Genomic DNA, 16,909 nt, shown 5'->3' on the forward strand with positions numbered 1-16,909 from the left:
AATTTTTAATTTTTAAAGATCAGCATTCCATCCGGCAGGAAAGCAATAACTATCTTCTGAATATGAGCAGGTTTTTCCTGTGGCTGCTTCACACTCTGCTTGTGTAGCATATGGACGATAATATGGTGATTTTGGTCCAGGACACCCTTCTTTTACACCTCCTTTTACGGATTTTAAATTTTCTCTTGAAAGTTTTTTTAGATTTTTCATAATATTTTATATTTTAATTGATTTTTTAAAAAGTGACGCATTGCCCGTCAACACGACATCCAAAGTCATCAGTTCCGCTTAAACATGGAGTAAGCCCTCTGGAGTTACAAAACTTTGTATGTTCTTGTGTATATCCTCCTTTTACAGATTTAAGATTTTCTCTTGAAAGTTTCTTTAGATTTTTCATAGTATTAATAATTTGTAGATTTCCTACTCTTTTTAAGCTTTTCGGATTCCGCTTTAAATTTTTCCTAAATTAGTGAATTTTGTATTACGAAAATTAATTATTAATTATATTTCTTCGTCTTCAGATAATTCATCAATAAAATAGTAAATATCTTCACGATCATATTTATCCGGAAACTGATAGCCGTTGATCAAAATGATTGGTGTAAAATTTAATCCTGCATTTCTGTTTTCTTCAGACATTTCTACAAGCGGAGCCAGGTCTTCCTGAGTGGAAGTAATTCCTGCTTTTTGTCTTACTTTGTTTTCATCTTTATTTTCAAACCAATATTCTATAAGATGCAGAAACTCATGCGATGATTTGTTTCTGTAGGTATACATGAAATCTGAAATCAGATTGGTGAATTTCTCATTCTGTTTATCCGGAGAATAATTAAATCTCATTTGTACAGAAATATCATTTGGATATTTTGTAAGTAAATTCTCTACAATTTTGTGAGCATCTTTACAAAATCCACAGTATGGATTTGAAACAATCGATAAGTGCAGTTTGGCATCTTTACTTCCTACAAAAAATGTCTCATTATCAGAAAATGTTACTTTTTCGTTTTCTAAAAGTTCTCTTTTGAAAAGTTCATAATTTCTTTTGAATCTTAAATTTTTTGCGTTTGATTTTTGTAGTGTTTCTTTTTCTTCAAGCGTGTTGTTCAGGTATAACACCATTGAAAACAAAGCAATCCACAAAATAATACCAAGCAAAGCTGTTTTCAGATCAAATGATATAAGCGGAAAAAGTAAAACACTGATTAAGATCTGAGCTGTTAAAACAGAAATAATTAAAAGACATACACGGCAGAAAGTTTTTTCAACAAAGCCCTGAACATACAATGAATAGCCGATTGCAATAACAGAAGCAAATGTAAAACCTTTAATAAGAAGTGAAGTTACAGGAAGAAATAATCCTAAAATAGTAAGACCGACAAAATAGATCAGAGAAAAATCTGAAAACTTAAGCCCTAAAATACTTGTTTTATCCTGAGTAATGATTTTGTTGCATGAATTTACAGCCTGATTTCCTGCGGTATCGCCACAAATACTTCCGATAACGGTAGAAGTATTTCCAAATTTCTGGTTAAAAAGTTCTAAAGAAATATAAACTCCAACCAGCGATAAAACGTTGAACACTGCTTCATACCATGCTAAATTAATTGCGGAATAAATTAGAACGACCGCAAAAATAGCATAAATAAAAGGTTTATAGCTCGTCACGGTTTTTTGCTCCACTTTATCTTTTTCAAAAAGTAAAACAAAGTCTGTCGATTTTTTATGCAGTTCTTCTTTATTTAACGTCTTTGCTTTATCTGAGTAAATAGAATATTGTGTGCCGTTTTTTTTAACAAGCGAAAACGAATTATCTACTATCGTAATAAACTCTTCAGGAAGTTCATCCCAATATTCTTTATCTAATTCGTAAGCATCATTACGTACGCCCATGAAATTTAACGTGTCGCTGAAAGCCAGAGCAGAAGGATAATTTGGGTGTGAGTTGAACTGAAAAAGGAACTCCTGTTTGTCGAGTTTTAGATAGTTAATGAGTTTGTCCAATAGCATATTAATATTTTTCATTAAAAATAAGCAGATGTTTGAAAAAAACAAATACTTTTTTCATTTTAACGTGATTTATGTTTATTTTATTGCTTGTGAGTATATTATATTCGATTTTATAATGAATTTGAATCTTTTTACTTCTTATCATTGATAAAATCCAGCAAATCTTTCTCTGAGGATAGACCGACAGTAGATTTTAAAATCTTAGAATTGTTATCAAGAAGAACAGTATATGGAATCGCACCATTTAATCTGAAATGCATCTGAATTTTTTCGTAGTTTGGATCTTTTCCATTGATGATGAATTGCTTCCAATCCATTTTTTCTTCATTGAGCGCTTTTTTCCAAGCATTTTTATCTTCATCAATTGAGATGGAAATAAATTCTAATGATTCATCTTTTTTACTGTACATTTTGTTCAAAAGAGGGATTTCCTCTCTGCAAGGTCCGCACCAACTTGCCCAGAAAACAACCAGATGCTTTTTGTATTTTGAATCCAAAATAGCAGATTTCTCACCGCTGATATTTTCCAATGATGGAAGCGATGTATTTTTCTCGGTGTATCTTTTTTTGTTGTAGGAGGATAAATTTTTAAAAGTTGTACTTTGAGTAATTTCTCCTTTGAAGAGTTTTAAAAATTTGTCAACCTGTTCTGGAGCAAAACTATTTTTATTCTCATTAATTTTATCTAATAAATAATATGAAAATGGGTATTGTTTTACTTTATTTTCTATAATATTAATGATTGATGGGGTTGCATCATCAAAATTAAATATGGGATCACCCGAATTAAAAAAAGCAGTTGTTTGTTCTCCTATTTTTAATTTTGGGCTGTAAACAAATATGACATCTTTAGGAGGCATTATATTGGTAGGCTTATATTCTGCAATACTTCCGTAAACTTCAATTAAAGGATCAGTCATAAAAACAGAAGATCCCCATTTAGGAACATTAGTTGGAAACCCGAAAACTCGTTTCACGTTTTTTTTATCAATGTGAAATATTCCAATATATTCTGGAATATTTGATTGGTTCTTATATTTTAACTCAAATTTCCCATTAGATGTAGGTATGCTATCTAATTTATTTAGCATGGATTCTTTGAATATATATAATGTTCCATCTGGTAAATTAGGAATATTACCTTTGATTATGGTTGTTTTTGCATGTTTTTCACATGATAGTAACGATAGAAAGAAAATAAACGTTATTATAGAATTAATTTTCATCTAAAATTGCTTTAAGCTTAATGTCAAAATTATTGTCACTTGGTCTGTCAAAGTCATCTGAAATTACCTCAAAATTATTATTGAATAAAAGAAACCTTGGAATTGAGCTGATTTCAAAGTATTTTATAAAAGGATGACTAGAGTTGCTGATAATATAATTGGACTCATCATTTGTATCCTTTTTTAGGAACACGCTCCATTTTTTTTGATCGTTATCTATACTAATACGAATGAATTTTATTTTATCACTATATTTTTTTTGTGCTATTTTCCAATTAGGTATTTCTTTAAGACATGGCACACACCATGTAGCCCATAAGTCCACTAATATTAATTTTTCATTTTTTACTGACAATATATTTTTAATGGCAACTTCGTTTAGTTTTGCATCTTTAATAGTGGAGTTTAGTATATTTTTAGACAGAACTTTCCCTTTGCTTTTCTCAGTGGCTTTTTTGAGGCTGCTTTCTCGGATATACTTTTTCATAATATCAATATCATTCTTACTTAAAGTATTATCATTTTCCATGTAATCCAAAAGAAAACCATCTAAAGCCTCTGTTTTAAATAATTTTTTATCAAGAAATTGTAAGTTATCAATCAAATGATGATTTTTATTTTTAAATGATATATACCGTAATAAATTTATTATTAAACTTTTATTTTGTACGGCATTAAGTCTGTTTAATATTAAAATATTGCTATTAACTATATCAAAGTATTTGTCTAGTTCTTCAATTACTTTCTGATTTGTAATTTTTGAAAAATCTACATTAAAAAGTTTATTGTAGAAATATATTTCTAAATAATCATTGATCGTCTTGTATTGAAAATCAGTATAATTAATAGAATCTTGCTTAATTATAGCTAAATTATTGTCATATTTTTTTTTAAGCGACTGTATGTAATTAACAGAATTATCCGGTTCTTCAATAGAATAAATAGTATTATCCGATATTAAGGTATTCAGAATAGCATTTTTCTTATTTCCTGTATAAACGGATCCATTTTTACGAAATTCAAATGTTAAAGTATCATTTTTACTAAAAACCAAATATCTTTGAACTCTTGTTTTTCCGTTAACCAGAGCATAGGATTCAAACACTGTTGGTTTTGTTAGTGCTATTTCTTTACTTTCTCTTACATTTTTTTTAGTTCCAGAAATTGAAAAATTGAAATTTCTATTATTTACAAGAGTATTTAGAGCAAATGTTCCTGTATCATAAAATGAAACATTTGTAATTAAATTCAGTGTATCTATTCGTAATGCATTTTCAACCTTATTAATATTTTTAGTGTCCTTTTTTTGACAATTTACAAATACTAATAGAAGTAAAAGGAAGAGTAATAAACTCTTCCTATATTTTTTAATGTCCATATCCATCGCAACCACAATCATAAGAACATCTAGTTCCACTGTTAGGATTTCCAATTAAATTAAGACACTGGTTATTTGCCTGTGTCTGCTGGTTAGAACGAAAAATAGTTGATATAATCACAAGGAAAATTGTTCTATAATTTTCATAATTACATTTTTCATTTCTTAATTAGCTCTTCCATTTTATAATAATTTATTGCTTTTTCTTTTAATGGATTTGTACTCCATTCTTGCCATTCTCCTGTATGAGGATTATAACCACATTTTAATGGTTTTGATATGTCTAATCCTTCTTCGTCTGTATGCGTTCTTTCTGTATAAGCTCTGCAATCTGTACAGATATATCTAAATTCACAATCTTTGCAGACTTCTATTTTGTCTTTGGTGAGATTCCAATATTTTTTGAAATCAGGATGAGCTAATGCCTTTTCTAAAGTCGTATCTTTAATATTACCAAAATTTTGTGGCATGGAAGGACAATTTCTAATGTTACCTTCCGAATCTATGGAGATTTTTTTGTGAAGGCAGGAGTTGTGATTGAAAGATTCTGTATATTTTTGAATATTTGCTCCAAAATGTTCCATTTTAACAATACCACATGCTTTAAAAGTATTAATAATTTGCATGGAGAAAATAATATCAATCAAATTTGTACCTTCCCATAAAACTTCTTTGTTAAAAGGTGCACTATGGATATGTAATTTACTTAGTTTAGCAAATTCAAAACCTAGTATACGAATAAATTCTTCATTTAAGTGAGAATTGTATTTTACAACAATTTCTAGGTTAAGAAAGTTTGAATCAGTTATTATCTCTTTTAGTTGCAAAAAATCTTTCTCTTCTAAACATTCATAAAAAACTAAGCATAGATTTTTACAATAAAAAGAACTATTTTGTGATAAAAAATCATATAATAATGTCAGATTTTGACCACATTCAATTATCACATTCGAAATTTCTTCAGGAAAGTAAAACTTTTTTTCTAAAGGTGAGAAGCACAATATATCATGAGAATCACAATATTGTCCAAAATTTTTTTTTTCTAAAAACTGAAGATATTCCTTTATTGTATCCATATCATCTTTATCATATTCCTTCAATAGTGATTCAATTGATAAGTTATTGTTCAGCTTTTGAATAATTTCTGCCATTGAGTTTGGAATGAATTCCGAGTTTCCAAATTGAAGATCTGAAATTAATGATCTTGTAATTCCGAATGTTATTATACAATTTTCATAAGTCTTAAAATACGTCATTTCAATAAAATCTGCATATGGGTTTATAGAATTTTTCTAATTTATATGTTTTTGTTTGCAATTGATCGTTAGTAAAAACTTTTTCTATTATGAAATTGTTTTTAATATTTTTTCTCAGATCATACTTTTGAAAATCTTTAAAATATAATGGTAATTTATTTTTATTTAAAGTAACAAAAATTTCAAATTCATTATTTTTTTTCATTTTTATAAAATTTTGCGATTTTTTTTTCAATTCCATAATTGCAATGATAAGATATTAGACCAAAATGACCTACAGGATTCACTTCCAAAAAAATATATTCATTTAAAGATGTGACAATCATATCAATTACTCCTGAGTTCATTTTTAATTTTGCCATTAATTGCCTTAATTTTATTTGAATAGTTGAAGGTAGTGAGTAAGGTATTATTCTATTTCTTTCTTGCTCTCCAATAGTTCTGAAATCAATACTTGTTTCTGAGTTTCTTTGAGATAATATTGCTGCACAATAGAAGCTGTCATCAATAAAAAAAATTCTTATTTCATGTTTTTTTTCTATTTTATCTTGGAAAAGAGTAGGAGAAAAATCATAATCTATATTTTCTCTATGTTCTTGTGTTAAAACATTAAATACGCATTGATTTTTATAATCAAATATATTTCCATCTTTATCAATTGTTTTATAAATTTTCTTAAACTTATCAATGGATTTAGTATTTTTTAATAACTGAAATTTTGGTATTGATAACTGTAATTCTTCTGCTATTTTTAAAACTATTAACTTGTTTAGATCACTATTAAAAAAAGAATTTAAATTCTTTTTCTTCATCATTTTATATTCAAAATATTCAATAATCTTTCTATTATTTTCTTTTAAATATTTTTTTATCTCTATATCTATATTATCATGATTATTAAAATTTATTAAATTTCCTCTTCTATACCAGTATCCTGTAAATTCTTGAAAATTTAGTTTTGCAAATTCTTCTATAATATCAATAGTGTCATCAATATTTATTCTTTTGAAAGGGATATTATAATACTGAAACCAATGCAGTACTTTATTGGTTGTATAATCATTTTGTACAGAAACAATAAGTATACTCATTATTTATAATAAAAATTATCAAGAATTGTTTTAAATTGTAATTCACTTTCTTTATTTGCAAAAGAAGCAATCTCTGAACATGGATAATATAATATAAAATCAGAGTTTGGTTTATTTAATATTTTTTTTGCCTTTTGTATATAGTTTAATAGCTCAACTTTTTCAGTTGATAAAAATTCTTCTTTTAGAAAGTAAGTTTCTTTTTTATACAATATTATTGGCATTAAATCAAAACTGTTAATTGTGAAGAATAAATCTTTTTCAAGATTAAAATTTTGCTTCTGATAATTAAAATAACTGTTTTCTCTCTTTGATTGATAACTGTGTCTCAGTAACACACTATAAGTAGGCAAAAATGAAAAAATTGTATCATTAGTAATATTAAGACCTACATTATCTTCTGTTATACCTTTATATTCTTTGTCTAATTTGAATAGAACTTTATCAATATTAGCAGTAAAATCATATATGTCAGGTATATTTTTTTCTTTTAATTGAACAAATTCTCCTTGATCAATATTTACTAACGAATCAATTTTCTTTTTTAATTTAACATTGATATTGTTTTTAATATTTAATTTTAAAATTTTTTTCCAATGATTTGTTTTCTTTAGTTCTTCGAATTTTTTTTGATTAAAAAAATTTATTTCAGCTCCCTTAGACAGAAATAATTTTGCCCATAAAAAAACTTGTTCCCAATTTTTTTCTTTATTTGCACAAATCAATGCGTTATATATATCTTTTCCATAAAGATTGTTAAATTCAGAACTTAGGTTATTATATTCTATTAAAGCTAAAGCATAGTCTTTTTCTAATATAGAATTTTCTGCTCGGTTTACATGTGTGTTATATTTTAAATTTCCTTGTGCAATTAATTTGGGAATTAATAATAGTAGGGCAATTACTAAAAAGATTTTTTTAAATATAATATTTTTCATGATTTTAAAAGTGACCGCCTGATAGAGGCGGTCGTTATTAGATTTCAAAATTAATTAAAGTCTGATGAGGGCGGACAGCTTTCTTCCCATTCAGTCATGGTTACTTTAAATCCTGTATATGTTGTCATTCCGTTTCCATCTATAGAATCTGATGACCATGAAGTATTAATTGATCTACATAAGTGTGGTTGAGCAAAATTCGTTGCACCTCCACCTGTACATTGATCACCTGCTTTTACAAAAGCCATTTTCGAAGTTGAAAGACTTTTTTCAACTAATTTTTCTAATTTTTTCATAATAAGAGTGCTTTACTTTTAATTAAATAATTTATTTTGCCATACAATCCCTGACATAGGGTTTTACTGATCAGTTTTCATCTATATCTGTACATATATAAATGAGTTTTTTTAAAGCGCTTTATCAATATTGATTTTCAAAACTATGAAAAAATATCTCACGACGAATGGATAAAAATTGCAATTTTCTTGCAATTTTTTTGCAAATTTTGCGTTTGGTTTTTTATAAATTTGCAAAATAAACACAGAGTGATGATACAACAAAAACTAAAAGACCTTAGAAAACAAAGAAAACTATCTCAACAAACCATAGCAAAAATATTATCTACAGATCCTTCCAGCTATTCGCGTAAAGAAAATGGGAAATCGAAAATTTATGATGACGAATGGGAGAAACTGGCAAAAGCTCTGGATGTTTCTGTTGATGATATTAAAGAATCTGAGTTTTCAGAAATTGTTTTTAATGATAATTCAAGCTTTAACAATAGTTTTGGAAATCATAAGTCAAACTATAATATACTGAATTCTGTTCTAGAAAACTTAGAGGATTATATTTCTCTGCTTAAAAGAGATATAGAATTACTTAAAAAAGAAAATGAGATTTTAAAATCTCAGAAATAATTTAAAGATATTTTCTGATTGTATATAGTTAAAAGTTGAGAAGCAAAAGATACTTCTCAATTTTTTTTATTTTTTGAATTGCTTTTTAAAGTGATAAAAGAAAGTGTTGTTAGTAAAATAACATCAAATATCATCTATTTTTAAGATTAAAAAGTTTAAATCTTGATTAATAAAGGAAAATTTAAAGAATATTAAATTAAAATTTTGTGTGTTCTATAGAAATTTATTCTGAATCCAAACAATTTTATATAAACTCATAAAAACTTAAAAATTCATAAAGTTTTCATAAAGTTTTTAAAAAAAGTAAAATTACTTTTGTATTTCTGAAAAATATCGTACTTTTACATCGCCTTGAATGAGGGAACAAGTCAAGGTAATAAATTTTTTTTCATCATTTGTGTTTTTAGAATCGTATCGCCTGATACGATTCTTTTATTTTTCGGATCTCTTCATAATTCAGCAGAAGATCAATAAAATAGGAGTAGGTAACTGATCCTTCCTGTTGATTGCTTTTAAGGAAAAGATTATTTGTAAAGCCGAAAAAGTCGTCCAGCAATCCCTGATGTTTTAAGACAAAAGCCTTTTCATAAGCTCTGTCTTTTTTCATGGAAGGAGAATAATTCTTAAGAACAGATTTTACAAATTCAGGATCTTTATCTGCTATAAAATTCAGCAGGCTTTTTAAAGTGAAATATTCTGTGCTGTACCGAAGATCTGTATTTTCCGAATGAATTCCGATAAGATATCCCACAAAATTAGCTTCCTGTTCTCTTGCGAAGCCAAGCTGATGTGAACTTTCATGAGCAGAAGTAAAAGGAATTAAACTGGGAGGTAATTGTGAGTTATATTGTGCTTCCGCTGTGAACGGATTGTAATATCCCAGAATTCCGGTAAAATTCATGATGTTTTTAAATAAGCTCGGCTTAAATGAATTAATTTCACAAGCCCTTTTATCTGAAATGCTTTTCGGAAGCTTTGTCTGCTGATAAAGAATTTCTTCCTGAACAGCTTTTAAATCTTTTATGATAAATATTCCGTTTTTATCTTGGGAAGTGAGCTCTCGGGTTTCCTTACATAGCGCAAGATATTTTAACGAAAGTAATTTGGCTTTTTCAACAGTCGGCTCTTTCTTGCTGGAAAGCTTCTCAATAATGGGAGTCTGAAAGTACAGCATCCCCCAAAATATCTGGTAACAAAAATAGAAGATGTTTATGCTCACTAACATTTTTAATAAAGAAGAATTTCTGCGTTTCTTTTTAAATGATGTAATAATACAATACAAAAGAAAAATTCCCAGCAAAATATAAAGCACATCTCCAAAGGAAAAAGGTATCCACGAAAAGATAATCTGATGAACTGCTTTCTGGATTTCAAATAAATTTTCAAAAAAAGAAATCATAATTGCAGATTTCGAGAAGGCATAAAACAAAAGAAATTGGGCAAGTAATAAACCTGCCCAAAACCTTTTTTTATATCGTATTTCTGTTTTCTTAGTGACCACTTCCTTTCGTGATTTTGTCAAGATCAATTCCCTGAGATTTCAATATTCCGCTTACTCTTACTGCATAGAAAGCAAGATAAGCAAAACAGATTACACCTACAATATAGCTGAAGTGAATATTCGTCATATCGGCAACATACCCCTGAATGAAACTTACAATTCCTCCTCCCATAATCATCATGATCAGGAAGCCTGAACCTTGGTTGGTGTGTTTTCCAAGCCCATTGATTGCAAGAGCAAAAATACACGGCCAAAGCGTAGAGCAGAATAAACCTACACTTGTAAAAGCGTATACGGAAACCATTCCGGAAGTAAACATTCCTATAAGTAATGCAGTGATTCCTGCAACCGAGAAGATCAAAAGCATTCTTGCCGGATTTCCTTTACTCATAATATCGCAGATAATCATCGCAATAATAATCAATCCGTAAACATAGAAATGAGACAGATCGTGCTTTGCAATGGCATTTACCAATAAGAATACACCAAATGCAAGATAAGGAGCTAAAAATCGTAAGATTTTTTTGAAACCTGCACTTACATCAAAAGCTTCAACCGCACCTGTCCAACGACCAATCATCAAAGAAGCCCAATATAAAGAAATATAAGGTGCCACGTCTTTCGTTTCAAAATTTAAACTTTTTTCCATATAGGCAGGAAGGTTAGAAGCGGTAGAAACTTCTACGCCTACATAAACGAAAATAGCAATCATACCTAAAATTAACTGAGGATATTGAAAAGCAGATTTTCTGTGGTCTCCTTTTACCATATCATCTTTAGTTTCTGTATTCGTAGGTGTTATAGCGGGAAGCGAAGAAAATTTAAGCATGATCGCAACCAAAACAAAAGCTACCCCCAGAATAAGATAAGGAACTTTTACACTTTCAACACTTACATCATTATTCGCTGCTGCTGCAGATCCGAAAATAGCAAAAGATACAATGAGTGGACCGATCGTTGTCCCGAGATTATTAATTCCTCCTGCCATTGTTAATCTTTGAGAACCTGTTTCAGAAGGTCCGACTTCAATCGCTAAAGGATTGGCTACAATCTGCTGTAGCGAAAAGCCTAATCCCACAATAAATAATCCGGAAATCATTAAAGGGAAAGAATGCGTATTAGCAGCCGGATAGAACAGTAAAGTTCCCGCGGCGGAAATAAGCAGTCCTACTATAAGACCGTTTTTATAACCAATTTTATTTACCAAATCCTGCTTTAATCCCGCAGAGATCAGCATATAAATTAAAGAGCCGACTGTATATGCCACATAGAAGCATATCTGTACAAGCATACTTTCGGTTTGAGATAAATTAAAGGCTTTTTGAAAAACCGGGATCAAAATGTCATTACTTGCCGCCACAAATCCCCAGAAAAAAAATACAGTAACCAATGGGATAAATTGTCCCCAATTAGTTTGTTTAGAATAATTTGACATATTTGTTGAAAATTTCTGAAAACAAATATATATTATTTCTATTAATTATAGTGTTGTAAGAGTGTTTTTTTTATTGTCTCAAAAGAAGATAATTTAAGATCTCTTGGTGAATCTGACGGATCTAAGACACCGTTATAATATACTTTTGCTTTTCCGGGATAACCTTTTGAATTGTCAAATGGGAAAATTTCCTTTAATCCGATGAAAGTAAAAACGACGATAGGAGAGTTGTGTTTTGAAGAAAGTGTAAATGCACCATCCTTGAATTCATCCAGAATAATAGAAGTATCATCCGGAACACCGCCTTCAGGAAAAATAACAATGCTGTTTCCTTCTTCCATTTTTTCGGCACATCTACGGTAGACATCGGCTCGGCTTCTTGCACTTTTACGGTCTACCATTACACAGATTCTTTTATATATAGTACCGAAAATCGGAATTTTTACCAGTTCTTTTTTTCCTACAAAACAAATAGGGTGATCTGCACATAAAATGCACATGAGCATAATATCCATAATTGAAGTGTGATTGGATATGAAAACGTACTGTTGATTTTTGTCCAGTTTCTGATCAGAAAGTCTTGTCAGATCATATCGAAGCCCCATCCCGAAAAAAATACAGTAACTCCACCACCGTACAAACCGGTAAGCATATTTATAATGCTTTTTATTAAATGATAAAATATAAACAGGAATTCCGAAAAGGATGGTGAAGACAAATGCTAAAATCAGCATCCAGAATCTCCAGAGGTAATTTAAAACTTTCGTCACAGCCTATCCGTTAAAGATTACTTTTTTCTTGATGGAATAATTTAAAACCGAAACCAGAAGAATAGCCGCAATTTTACTGATCATTTCCGGACTTAGCGTATAAATAATCAAATCTATATTATCCTTAAATATATAACTGTAGAAAATCTGGAAAAAACCGAGACTTAGTAAAGTCGAAATAAAAGAAACCATCATAAAGTAAGCGAATTCTTTTCTTTTCGAGTGCTTTCCTCTTTCAAAAACAAACCAGATACTCAGGAAATAATTGCTGATGATTCCGCAGCTTGTGGAAAAAATATTACTTAGCGGATAATGTATCCCGTGGAAATTGGTTTCGCGAGGAAAAAACTGAGGAAGGGAAGTGCTGAAGAGTTTAAAACTCCCGATTTCCACAACCGCACTGAGTCCTCCTGCAATGATGAAGAACAAAACCTGTTTCTGACGTAGTATTAAATCTCTCATCCGATTTTTATGATATGCAAATTTATAATTATATGTTAAACCGATAAAAAAAGATGTTAAATATTTTTTTAGATTCAAAATTATTTCTAAATTTAATTTTCAGAATAATGTAAACCTGACCTGATAATAAATTCATTTTCAACTATTTGTGTTGATGGTTTTTTCTATCTTGTAATGCGCGATTAGAAGCATACGATCAAAAAATTTTACGATCACATTTTAATAATATTTGTATGAAACGTCAAAACAAATACAGAAAATTCCAGCTTCAGCAGCAAAATATTGAAGCTCTTGAAAGAGAAAATTCACGCTTCAAACGTGTCTATTCCGAGTATGAAAATATGTCTAATGAACTATGGAATCTTGAAAATGCAACAGACGAACCTGTACCCGATGACTTCATCAATGCCATGATTCTTCAGACCTCTTATCTGGAAGATGAAATTGAGGATTGGCTGATCCGGTTTAACGATAAAAAGACAACAGACATAAAACAATAACAATGCATCTGGAAAAAAATTACTGAAAGAGAGCTTTACCAATTAGTGGGCTCTCTTTTTGTTTGTTCTGGGTTCTATGTTCATTTTAGTTTGTACAAAAAAGAGTACAGATTTGCTATACTATAAATAACACATATGTCATGTTCAGAATCCGTCATCTTACAAGATAAATTCATAATTTAGCATCCTTAAACTAAAATGTAAAATATGATTGCTATTGTTGATAGTGGTTCTACAAAATCCGACTGGGTAATTTTGGACGATTTTAAAAAGGTCTTTCTGAAAACAGAAACCATTGGCTTCAACCCAAACTTCATCAACAAAGAACTTATTGTTCCAGAAATTGAAAAAAATACAAGTCTTAGCACCGTTAAAAATTCGGTCACGAAAATTTATTTTTATGGTTCCGGATGTGGTGTTCAGCAAAATTGTGATATCATTATAGAAGAACTGGGTAAAGTATTTATCGGTGCAGAAATTATTGTTAAGGAAGATCTTACAGCAGCAGCTTATGCGGCTTACAGAGGAAAACCCGCAATTGTCTGTATTTTGGGAACGGGTTCCAATTCTTGCTATTTTAACGGAGAAACCATTAAGATTCAGTTGCCTTCTCTCGGATTTCTTGTAGGAGACGAAGGGAGCGGAAGCGCAATCGGAAAACAACTGGTAAGAAGATTCTTTATGCAGAAACTTCCCGCAGATCTGTCATCGGAGTTTGAAGAAACGTATAAGCTGACCGTAGAAGAAGCCCTGAAAAATATGTATCACACTTCAAGACCGAATGCGTATTTGGCAGATTTCAACAAATTTGTGGTAGAAAGAAAAGATCATCCGTATTTAAAGAAAATGGTTCATGATGAAATGCTTAGCTTTTTTGATTATCAGGTTCTGCCTTATATGGAATCCAGGGATGCTGAGATCAATTTCATCGGGTCAATAGCCTATTATTACGAAGATATTTTACGTTCTGCAGCGGCAGAGCTTAATCTTACTGTGGGACAGATTGTTCAGAAGCCTATCGAAAGTCTGGTAAGCTACCACATACAATATATATTATAATTAAAAACAACAAAATTCATTATATGTCAAGTAAAACCCACCGCGACGAAAAGAACTTTAATCAGGCGGCTTTAGATTATCATAAAGCCGAACCTAAAGGTAAGATCGAAGTGATCCCTTCAAAACCACACTCATCTCAGAGAGATTTGTCATTGGCGTATTCTCCGGGGGTTGCAGTTCCTTGTATGGAAATCCATGATAAGCCGGAAACGGTGTACGACTACACCGGAAAAGGAAATCTGGTAGCTGTTATTTCAAACGGTACCGCAGTTCTTGGTTTGGGAGATATCGGTGCAGAAGCTTCGAAGCCGGTAATGGAAGGGAAAGGTCTTTTGTTCAAAATTTTTGCGGACATTAACGTTTTCGATATTGAAATCAACGAAAAAGATCCTGATAAATTCATAGAAATTGTAAAAGGGATTGCTCCTACATTTGGAGGAATCAACCTTGAAGATATTAAAGCTCCGGAAGCGTTTTATATCGAACAGAGACTGAAAGAAGAGCTGGATATTCCTTTGATGCACGACGATCAGCACGGAACGGCAATTATTTCCGCAGCAGCATTAATCAACTCGCTTCAGATTGCCAATAAAAAGATTGAAGAAGTAAAAATGGTGGTGAACGGAGCAGGAGCAGCAGCTATTGCATGTACCAATCTTTATATTTCTCTTGGTTTGAAAAGAGAAAATGTCTTAATGTGCGACAGCAAAGGAGTAATCAACCATAAAAGAGAAAACCTTACTCCCGAAAAAATCGATTTTGTTGCTCATACAGACATCGAAACATTGGAAGATGCCGTAAAAGGTTCAGATGTTTTCGTGGGATTATCAAAAGGAAATGTAATGACACCGGAAATGTTGCGTAGCATGAACGAAAATCCTATCGTTTTCGCATTGGCAAATCCGGATCCGGAAATTGCCTATAATGTAGCAATTGAAACCCGTAAAGATGTCATTATGGCAACAGGAAGAAGCGATTATCCTAATCAGGTTAATAACGTTCTCGGTTTCCCTTACATTTTCCGTGGAGCATTGGATGTTCAGGCAAAAGGAATTAATGAAGCAATGAAACTGGCGGCTGTTCATGCCATTGCAGATTTAGCGAAAGAGCCTGTTCCGGAAGCAGTAATTTTAGCGTATAATATTCAGAATCTGCAGTTCGGAAGAGAATATTTTATTCCGAAACCGTTTGATAACCGTTTAATTACGAAAGTTTCAAGTGCTGTAGCGAAAGCTGCCGTAGAAAGCGGTATTGCCAGAAAAACAATTACAAACTTCGAAGAATACGAAAACAGCCTTCTCGACAGAATGGGAAGAGACGAGAAGCTGGTAAGAATGATGCAGAACCGTGCAAAAGCCAATCCGAAGAGAATTACTTTAGGAAACGCAGAAGAATACAATGTTCTGAAAGCTGCACAGATCTTATATGAAGAGGGAATTGCGTATCCGAGTCTGTTAGGAAATAAAAAATACATCAAAGAGCAGATGGAACATTTCGGGATCAATCTTGATATTCCGATTATTGATCCGAGCGACGACGACCAGAAAGAAAACAGAAAAAAATACAGAGAAACACTTTGGAAGCTTCGCCAGAGAAAAGGAATGAACGAATACAAAGCAAAAAGATTCGTTCGCCAGAGAGATTATTTCGGTCCTTTGATGCTGAAACATGGCGATACTGATGGATTAATCGTTGGTTTCTCTAAAAACTATACTTCTGTTTTAAGACCTGTTTTAGAAGTAATTGAAAAAGATAAAGGGGTTGATAAAGTAGCAGCAATGATGATGATCCTGTCTGAAAAGAAACCTATTTTCTTCGCAGATACATCCATCAATCAGAATCCTACAGCAGAAGATCTGGTAAATATTGCTAAAATGGCAGAATTCACCGTAAAATCTTTTGCCATCGAACCGAGAATCGCCATGCTTGGATTTGAAAACTTTGCAGCCATCTCCGAAACTTCAAAAAAAGTAGCTAAAGCAGTAAGCATCCTTCACGAAAAATATCCGAAAATGGTCGTGGACGGAGAAATTCAGCCGGATTTTGCGATGAATTCAGATCATTTAAGTGATTATCCGTTCTCAAAATTAGGAACAACGCCTGCCAATACATTCATTTTCCCGAATCTTGAAAGTGCCAACTTATCCTACAAGATCATCAGAGGAATGAAGGTAGCACAGGTAATCGGACCAATTCTGATGGGGCTGAAACAGCCGGTTCACGTTCTACAGATGCGTTCCAGCGTAGATGAGATTGTAAACCTTGCCACCATTGCAGTTCTGGATGCCCAGAGAAGAGAGAAAAAAGATAAAAAGTAAACAGAAAGTTAACAATATTTGAAATAATTAAAAGACTCCGGATTTCGGAGT

17 protein-coding genes are annotated in these 16,909 nt (G+C 31.1%); 4 read left to right on the forward strand and 13 right to left on the reverse strand.

Annotated elements, in window-relative coordinates; genetic code table 11:
* Nucleotides 1-12 precede the first annotated feature (12 nt).
* The 9 genes from KKI44_RS17325 to KKI44_RS17365 form a co-directional block, all read right to left on the reverse strand.
* Complete coding sequence (locus KKI44_RS17325; protein ID WP_214588488.1) at nt 13-210, reverse strand: bacteriocin-like protein; 198 nt, start codon at nt 208-210, stop codon at nt 13-15.
* Nucleotides 211-235: 25 nt separating this feature from the next.
* Nucleotides 236-397 (reverse strand): bacteriocin-like protein, encoded by a 162-nt coding sequence (locus tag KKI44_RS17330; RefSeq protein ID WP_214588489.1) that lies wholly within the window; start codon nt 395-397, stop codon nt 236-238.
* Nucleotides 398-501: 104 nt separating this feature from the next.
* Nucleotides 502-2,022 (reverse strand): thioredoxin domain-containing protein, encoded by a 1,521-nt coding sequence (locus KKI44_RS17335; protein WP_250902087.1) that lies wholly within the window; start codon nt 2,020-2,022, stop codon nt 502-504.
* Nucleotides 2,023-2,138: 116 nt separating this feature from the next.
* Nucleotides 2,139-3,233, reverse strand: a complete 1,095-nt coding sequence (locus KKI44_RS17340; protein ID WP_214588490.1) for a TlpA disulfide reductase family protein — start codon at nt 3,231-3,233, stop codon at nt 2,139-2,141.
* On the reverse strand, nt 3,223-4,650 hold the full coding sequence (locus KKI44_RS17345) for a TlpA family protein disulfide reductase (RefSeq protein ID WP_250902088.1): 1,428 nt from the start codon (nt 4,648-4,650) through the stop codon (nt 3,223-3,225). The genes KKI44_RS17340 and KKI44_RS17345 overlap by 11 nt, the downstream gene beginning before the upstream one ends.
* 119 nt (nt 4,651-4,769) lie before the next feature.
* Nucleotides 4,770-5,867: a grasp-with-spasm system SPASM domain peptide maturase gene (gene gwsS, locus KKI44_RS17350; protein WP_214588491.1), complete on the reverse strand. Its 1,098-nt coding sequence runs from the start codon at nt 5,865-5,867 to the stop codon at nt 4,770-4,772.
* A gap of 191 nt (nt 5,868-6,058) precedes the next feature.
* Nucleotides 6,059-6,958 (reverse strand): grasp-with-spasm system ATP-grasp peptide maturase, encoded by a 900-nt coding sequence (gene gwsG / locus KKI44_RS17355; protein WP_214588492.1) that lies wholly within the window; start codon nt 6,956-6,958, stop codon nt 6,059-6,061.
* The gene (locus KKI44_RS17360) at nt 6,958-7,896 is read right to left on the reverse strand and encodes a hypothetical protein (protein ID WP_214588493.1); all 939 of its coding nucleotides are present in this window, start codon (nt 7,894-7,896) and stop codon (nt 6,958-6,960) included. The genes gwsG and KKI44_RS17360 overlap by 1 nt, the downstream gene beginning before the upstream one ends.
* A gap of 50 nt (nt 7,897-7,946) precedes the next feature.
* Nucleotides 7,947-8,192 carry a hypothetical protein gene (locus KKI44_RS17365; RefSeq protein ID WP_214588494.1) on the reverse strand — a complete coding sequence of 82 codons (246 nt, stop codon included), beginning with the start codon at nt 8,190-8,192 and terminating at the stop codon, nt 7,947-7,949.
* Between the two features lie 252 nt (nt 8,193-8,444).
* Between KKI44_RS17365 and KKI44_RS17370 the strand changes: the two genes are divergently transcribed.
* The gene (locus KKI44_RS17370; protein ID WP_214588495.1) at nt 8,445-8,813 is read left to right on the forward strand and encodes a helix-turn-helix transcriptional regulator; all 369 of its coding nucleotides are present in this window, start codon (nt 8,445-8,447) and stop codon (nt 8,811-8,813) included.
* 403 nt (nt 8,814-9,216) lie between these two features.
* On the opposite strand, the gene KKI44_RS17375 is transcribed toward KKI44_RS17370, so the two are convergent.
* From KKI44_RS17375 to KKI44_RS17390, 4 genes are all read right to left on the reverse strand, one after another.
* The gene (locus KKI44_RS17375; protein WP_214588496.1) at nt 9,217-10,212 is read right to left on the reverse strand and encodes a DUF3810 domain-containing protein; all 996 of its coding nucleotides are present in this window, start codon (nt 10,210-10,212) and stop codon (nt 9,217-9,219) included.
* 91 nt (nt 10,213-10,303) lie between these two features.
* The gene (locus KKI44_RS17380) at nt 10,304-11,749 is read right to left on the reverse strand and encodes a sugar MFS transporter (protein WP_214588497.1); all 1,446 of its coding nucleotides are present in this window, start codon (nt 11,747-11,749) and stop codon (nt 10,304-10,306) included.
* Between the two features lie 41 nt (nt 11,750-11,790).
* Nucleotides 11,791-12,519, reverse strand: a complete 729-nt coding sequence (locus KKI44_RS17385) for a lysophospholipid acyltransferase family protein (protein WP_250902089.1) — start codon at nt 12,517-12,519, stop codon at nt 11,791-11,793.
* 3 nt (nt 12,520-12,522) lie between these two features.
* Nucleotides 12,523-12,981, reverse strand: a complete 459-nt coding sequence (locus KKI44_RS17390; RefSeq protein ID WP_087710613.1) for a GtrA family protein — start codon at nt 12,979-12,981, stop codon at nt 12,523-12,525.
* 233 nt (nt 12,982-13,214) lie between these two features.
* Between KKI44_RS17390 and KKI44_RS17395 the strand changes: the two genes are divergently transcribed.
* The 3 genes from KKI44_RS17395 (at nt 13,215) to KKI44_RS17405 (ending at nt 16,858) form a co-directional block, all read left to right on the forward strand.
* Complete coding sequence (locus KKI44_RS17395; RefSeq protein ID WP_076395243.1) at nt 13,215-13,481, forward strand: hypothetical protein; 267 nt, start codon at nt 13,215-13,217, stop codon at nt 13,479-13,481.
* Nucleotides 13,482-13,688: 207 nt separating this feature from the next.
* Nucleotides 13,689-14,540, forward strand: coding sequence for an ATPase (locus tag KKI44_RS17400; protein ID WP_214588498.1), 852 nt, complete (start codon nt 13,689-13,691; stop codon nt 14,538-14,540).
* 23 nt (nt 14,541-14,563) lie between these two features.
* Nucleotides 14,564-16,858, forward strand: a complete 2,295-nt coding sequence (locus KKI44_RS17405; RefSeq protein ID WP_214588499.1) for an NADP-dependent malic enzyme — start codon at nt 14,564-14,566, stop codon at nt 16,856-16,858.
* Nucleotides 16,859-16,909: the final 51 nt, after the last annotated feature.

The sequence above is a fragment of the Chryseobacterium sp. ZHDP1 genome (assembly GCF_018603435.1).
Classification (GTDB): Bacteria; Bacteroidota; Bacteroidia; order Flavobacteriales; family Weeksellaceae; genus Chryseobacterium; species Chryseobacterium indicum.

Coding starts and splice junctions, on each gene's coding strand:
- KKI44_RS17325 (WP_214588488.1), bottom strand. CDS start 210: ATGAAAAATCTAAAAAAACTTTCAAGAGAAAATTTAAAATCCGTAAAA.
- KKI44_RS17330 (WP_214588489.1), bottom strand. CDS start 397: ATGAAAAATCTAAAGAAACTTTCAAGAGAAAATCTTAAATCTGTAAAA.
- KKI44_RS17335 (WP_250902087.1), bottom strand. CDS start 2,022: ATGAAAAATATTAATATGCTATTGGACAAACTCATTAACTATCTAAAA.
- KKI44_RS17340 (WP_214588490.1), bottom strand. CDS start 3,233: ATGAAAATTAATTCTATAATAACGTTTATTTTCTTTCTATCGTTACTA.
- gwsS (WP_214588491.1), bottom strand. CDS start 5,867: ATGACGTATTTTAAGACTTATGAAAATTGTATAATAACATTCGGAATT.
- gwsG (WP_214588492.1), bottom strand. CDS start 6,958: ATGAGTATACTTATTGTTTCTGTACAAAATGATTATACAACCAATAAA.
- KKI44_RS17360 (WP_214588493.1), bottom strand. CDS start 7,896: ATGAAAAATATTATATTTAAAAAAATCTTTTTAGTAATTGCCCTACTA.
- KKI44_RS17365 (WP_214588494.1), bottom strand. CDS start 8,192: ATGAAAAAATTAGAAAAATTAGTTGAAAAAAGTCTTTCAACTTCGAAA.
- KKI44_RS17370 (WP_214588495.1), top strand. CDS start 8,445: ATGATACAACAAAAACTAAAAGACCTTAGAAAACAAAGAAAACTATCT.
- KKI44_RS17375 (WP_214588496.1), bottom strand. CDS start 10,212: ATGATTTCTTTTTTTGAAAATTTATTTGAAATCCAGAAAGCAGTTCAT.
- KKI44_RS17380 (WP_214588497.1), bottom strand. CDS start 11,749: ATGTCAAATTATTCTAAACAAACTAATTGGGGACAATTTATCCCATTG.
- KKI44_RS17390 (WP_087710613.1), bottom strand. CDS start 12,981: ATGAGAGATTTAATACTACGTCAGAAACAGGTTTTGTTCTTCATCATT.
- KKI44_RS17395 (WP_076395243.1), top strand. CDS start 13,215: ATGAAACGTCAAAACAAATACAGAAAATTCCAGCTTCAGCAGCAAAAT.
- KKI44_RS17400 (WP_214588498.1), top strand. CDS start 13,689: ATGATTGCTATTGTTGATAGTGGTTCTACAAAATCCGACTGGGTAATT.
- KKI44_RS17405 (WP_214588499.1), top strand. CDS start 14,564: ATGTCAAGTAAAACCCACCGCGACGAAAAGAACTTTAATCAGGCGGCT.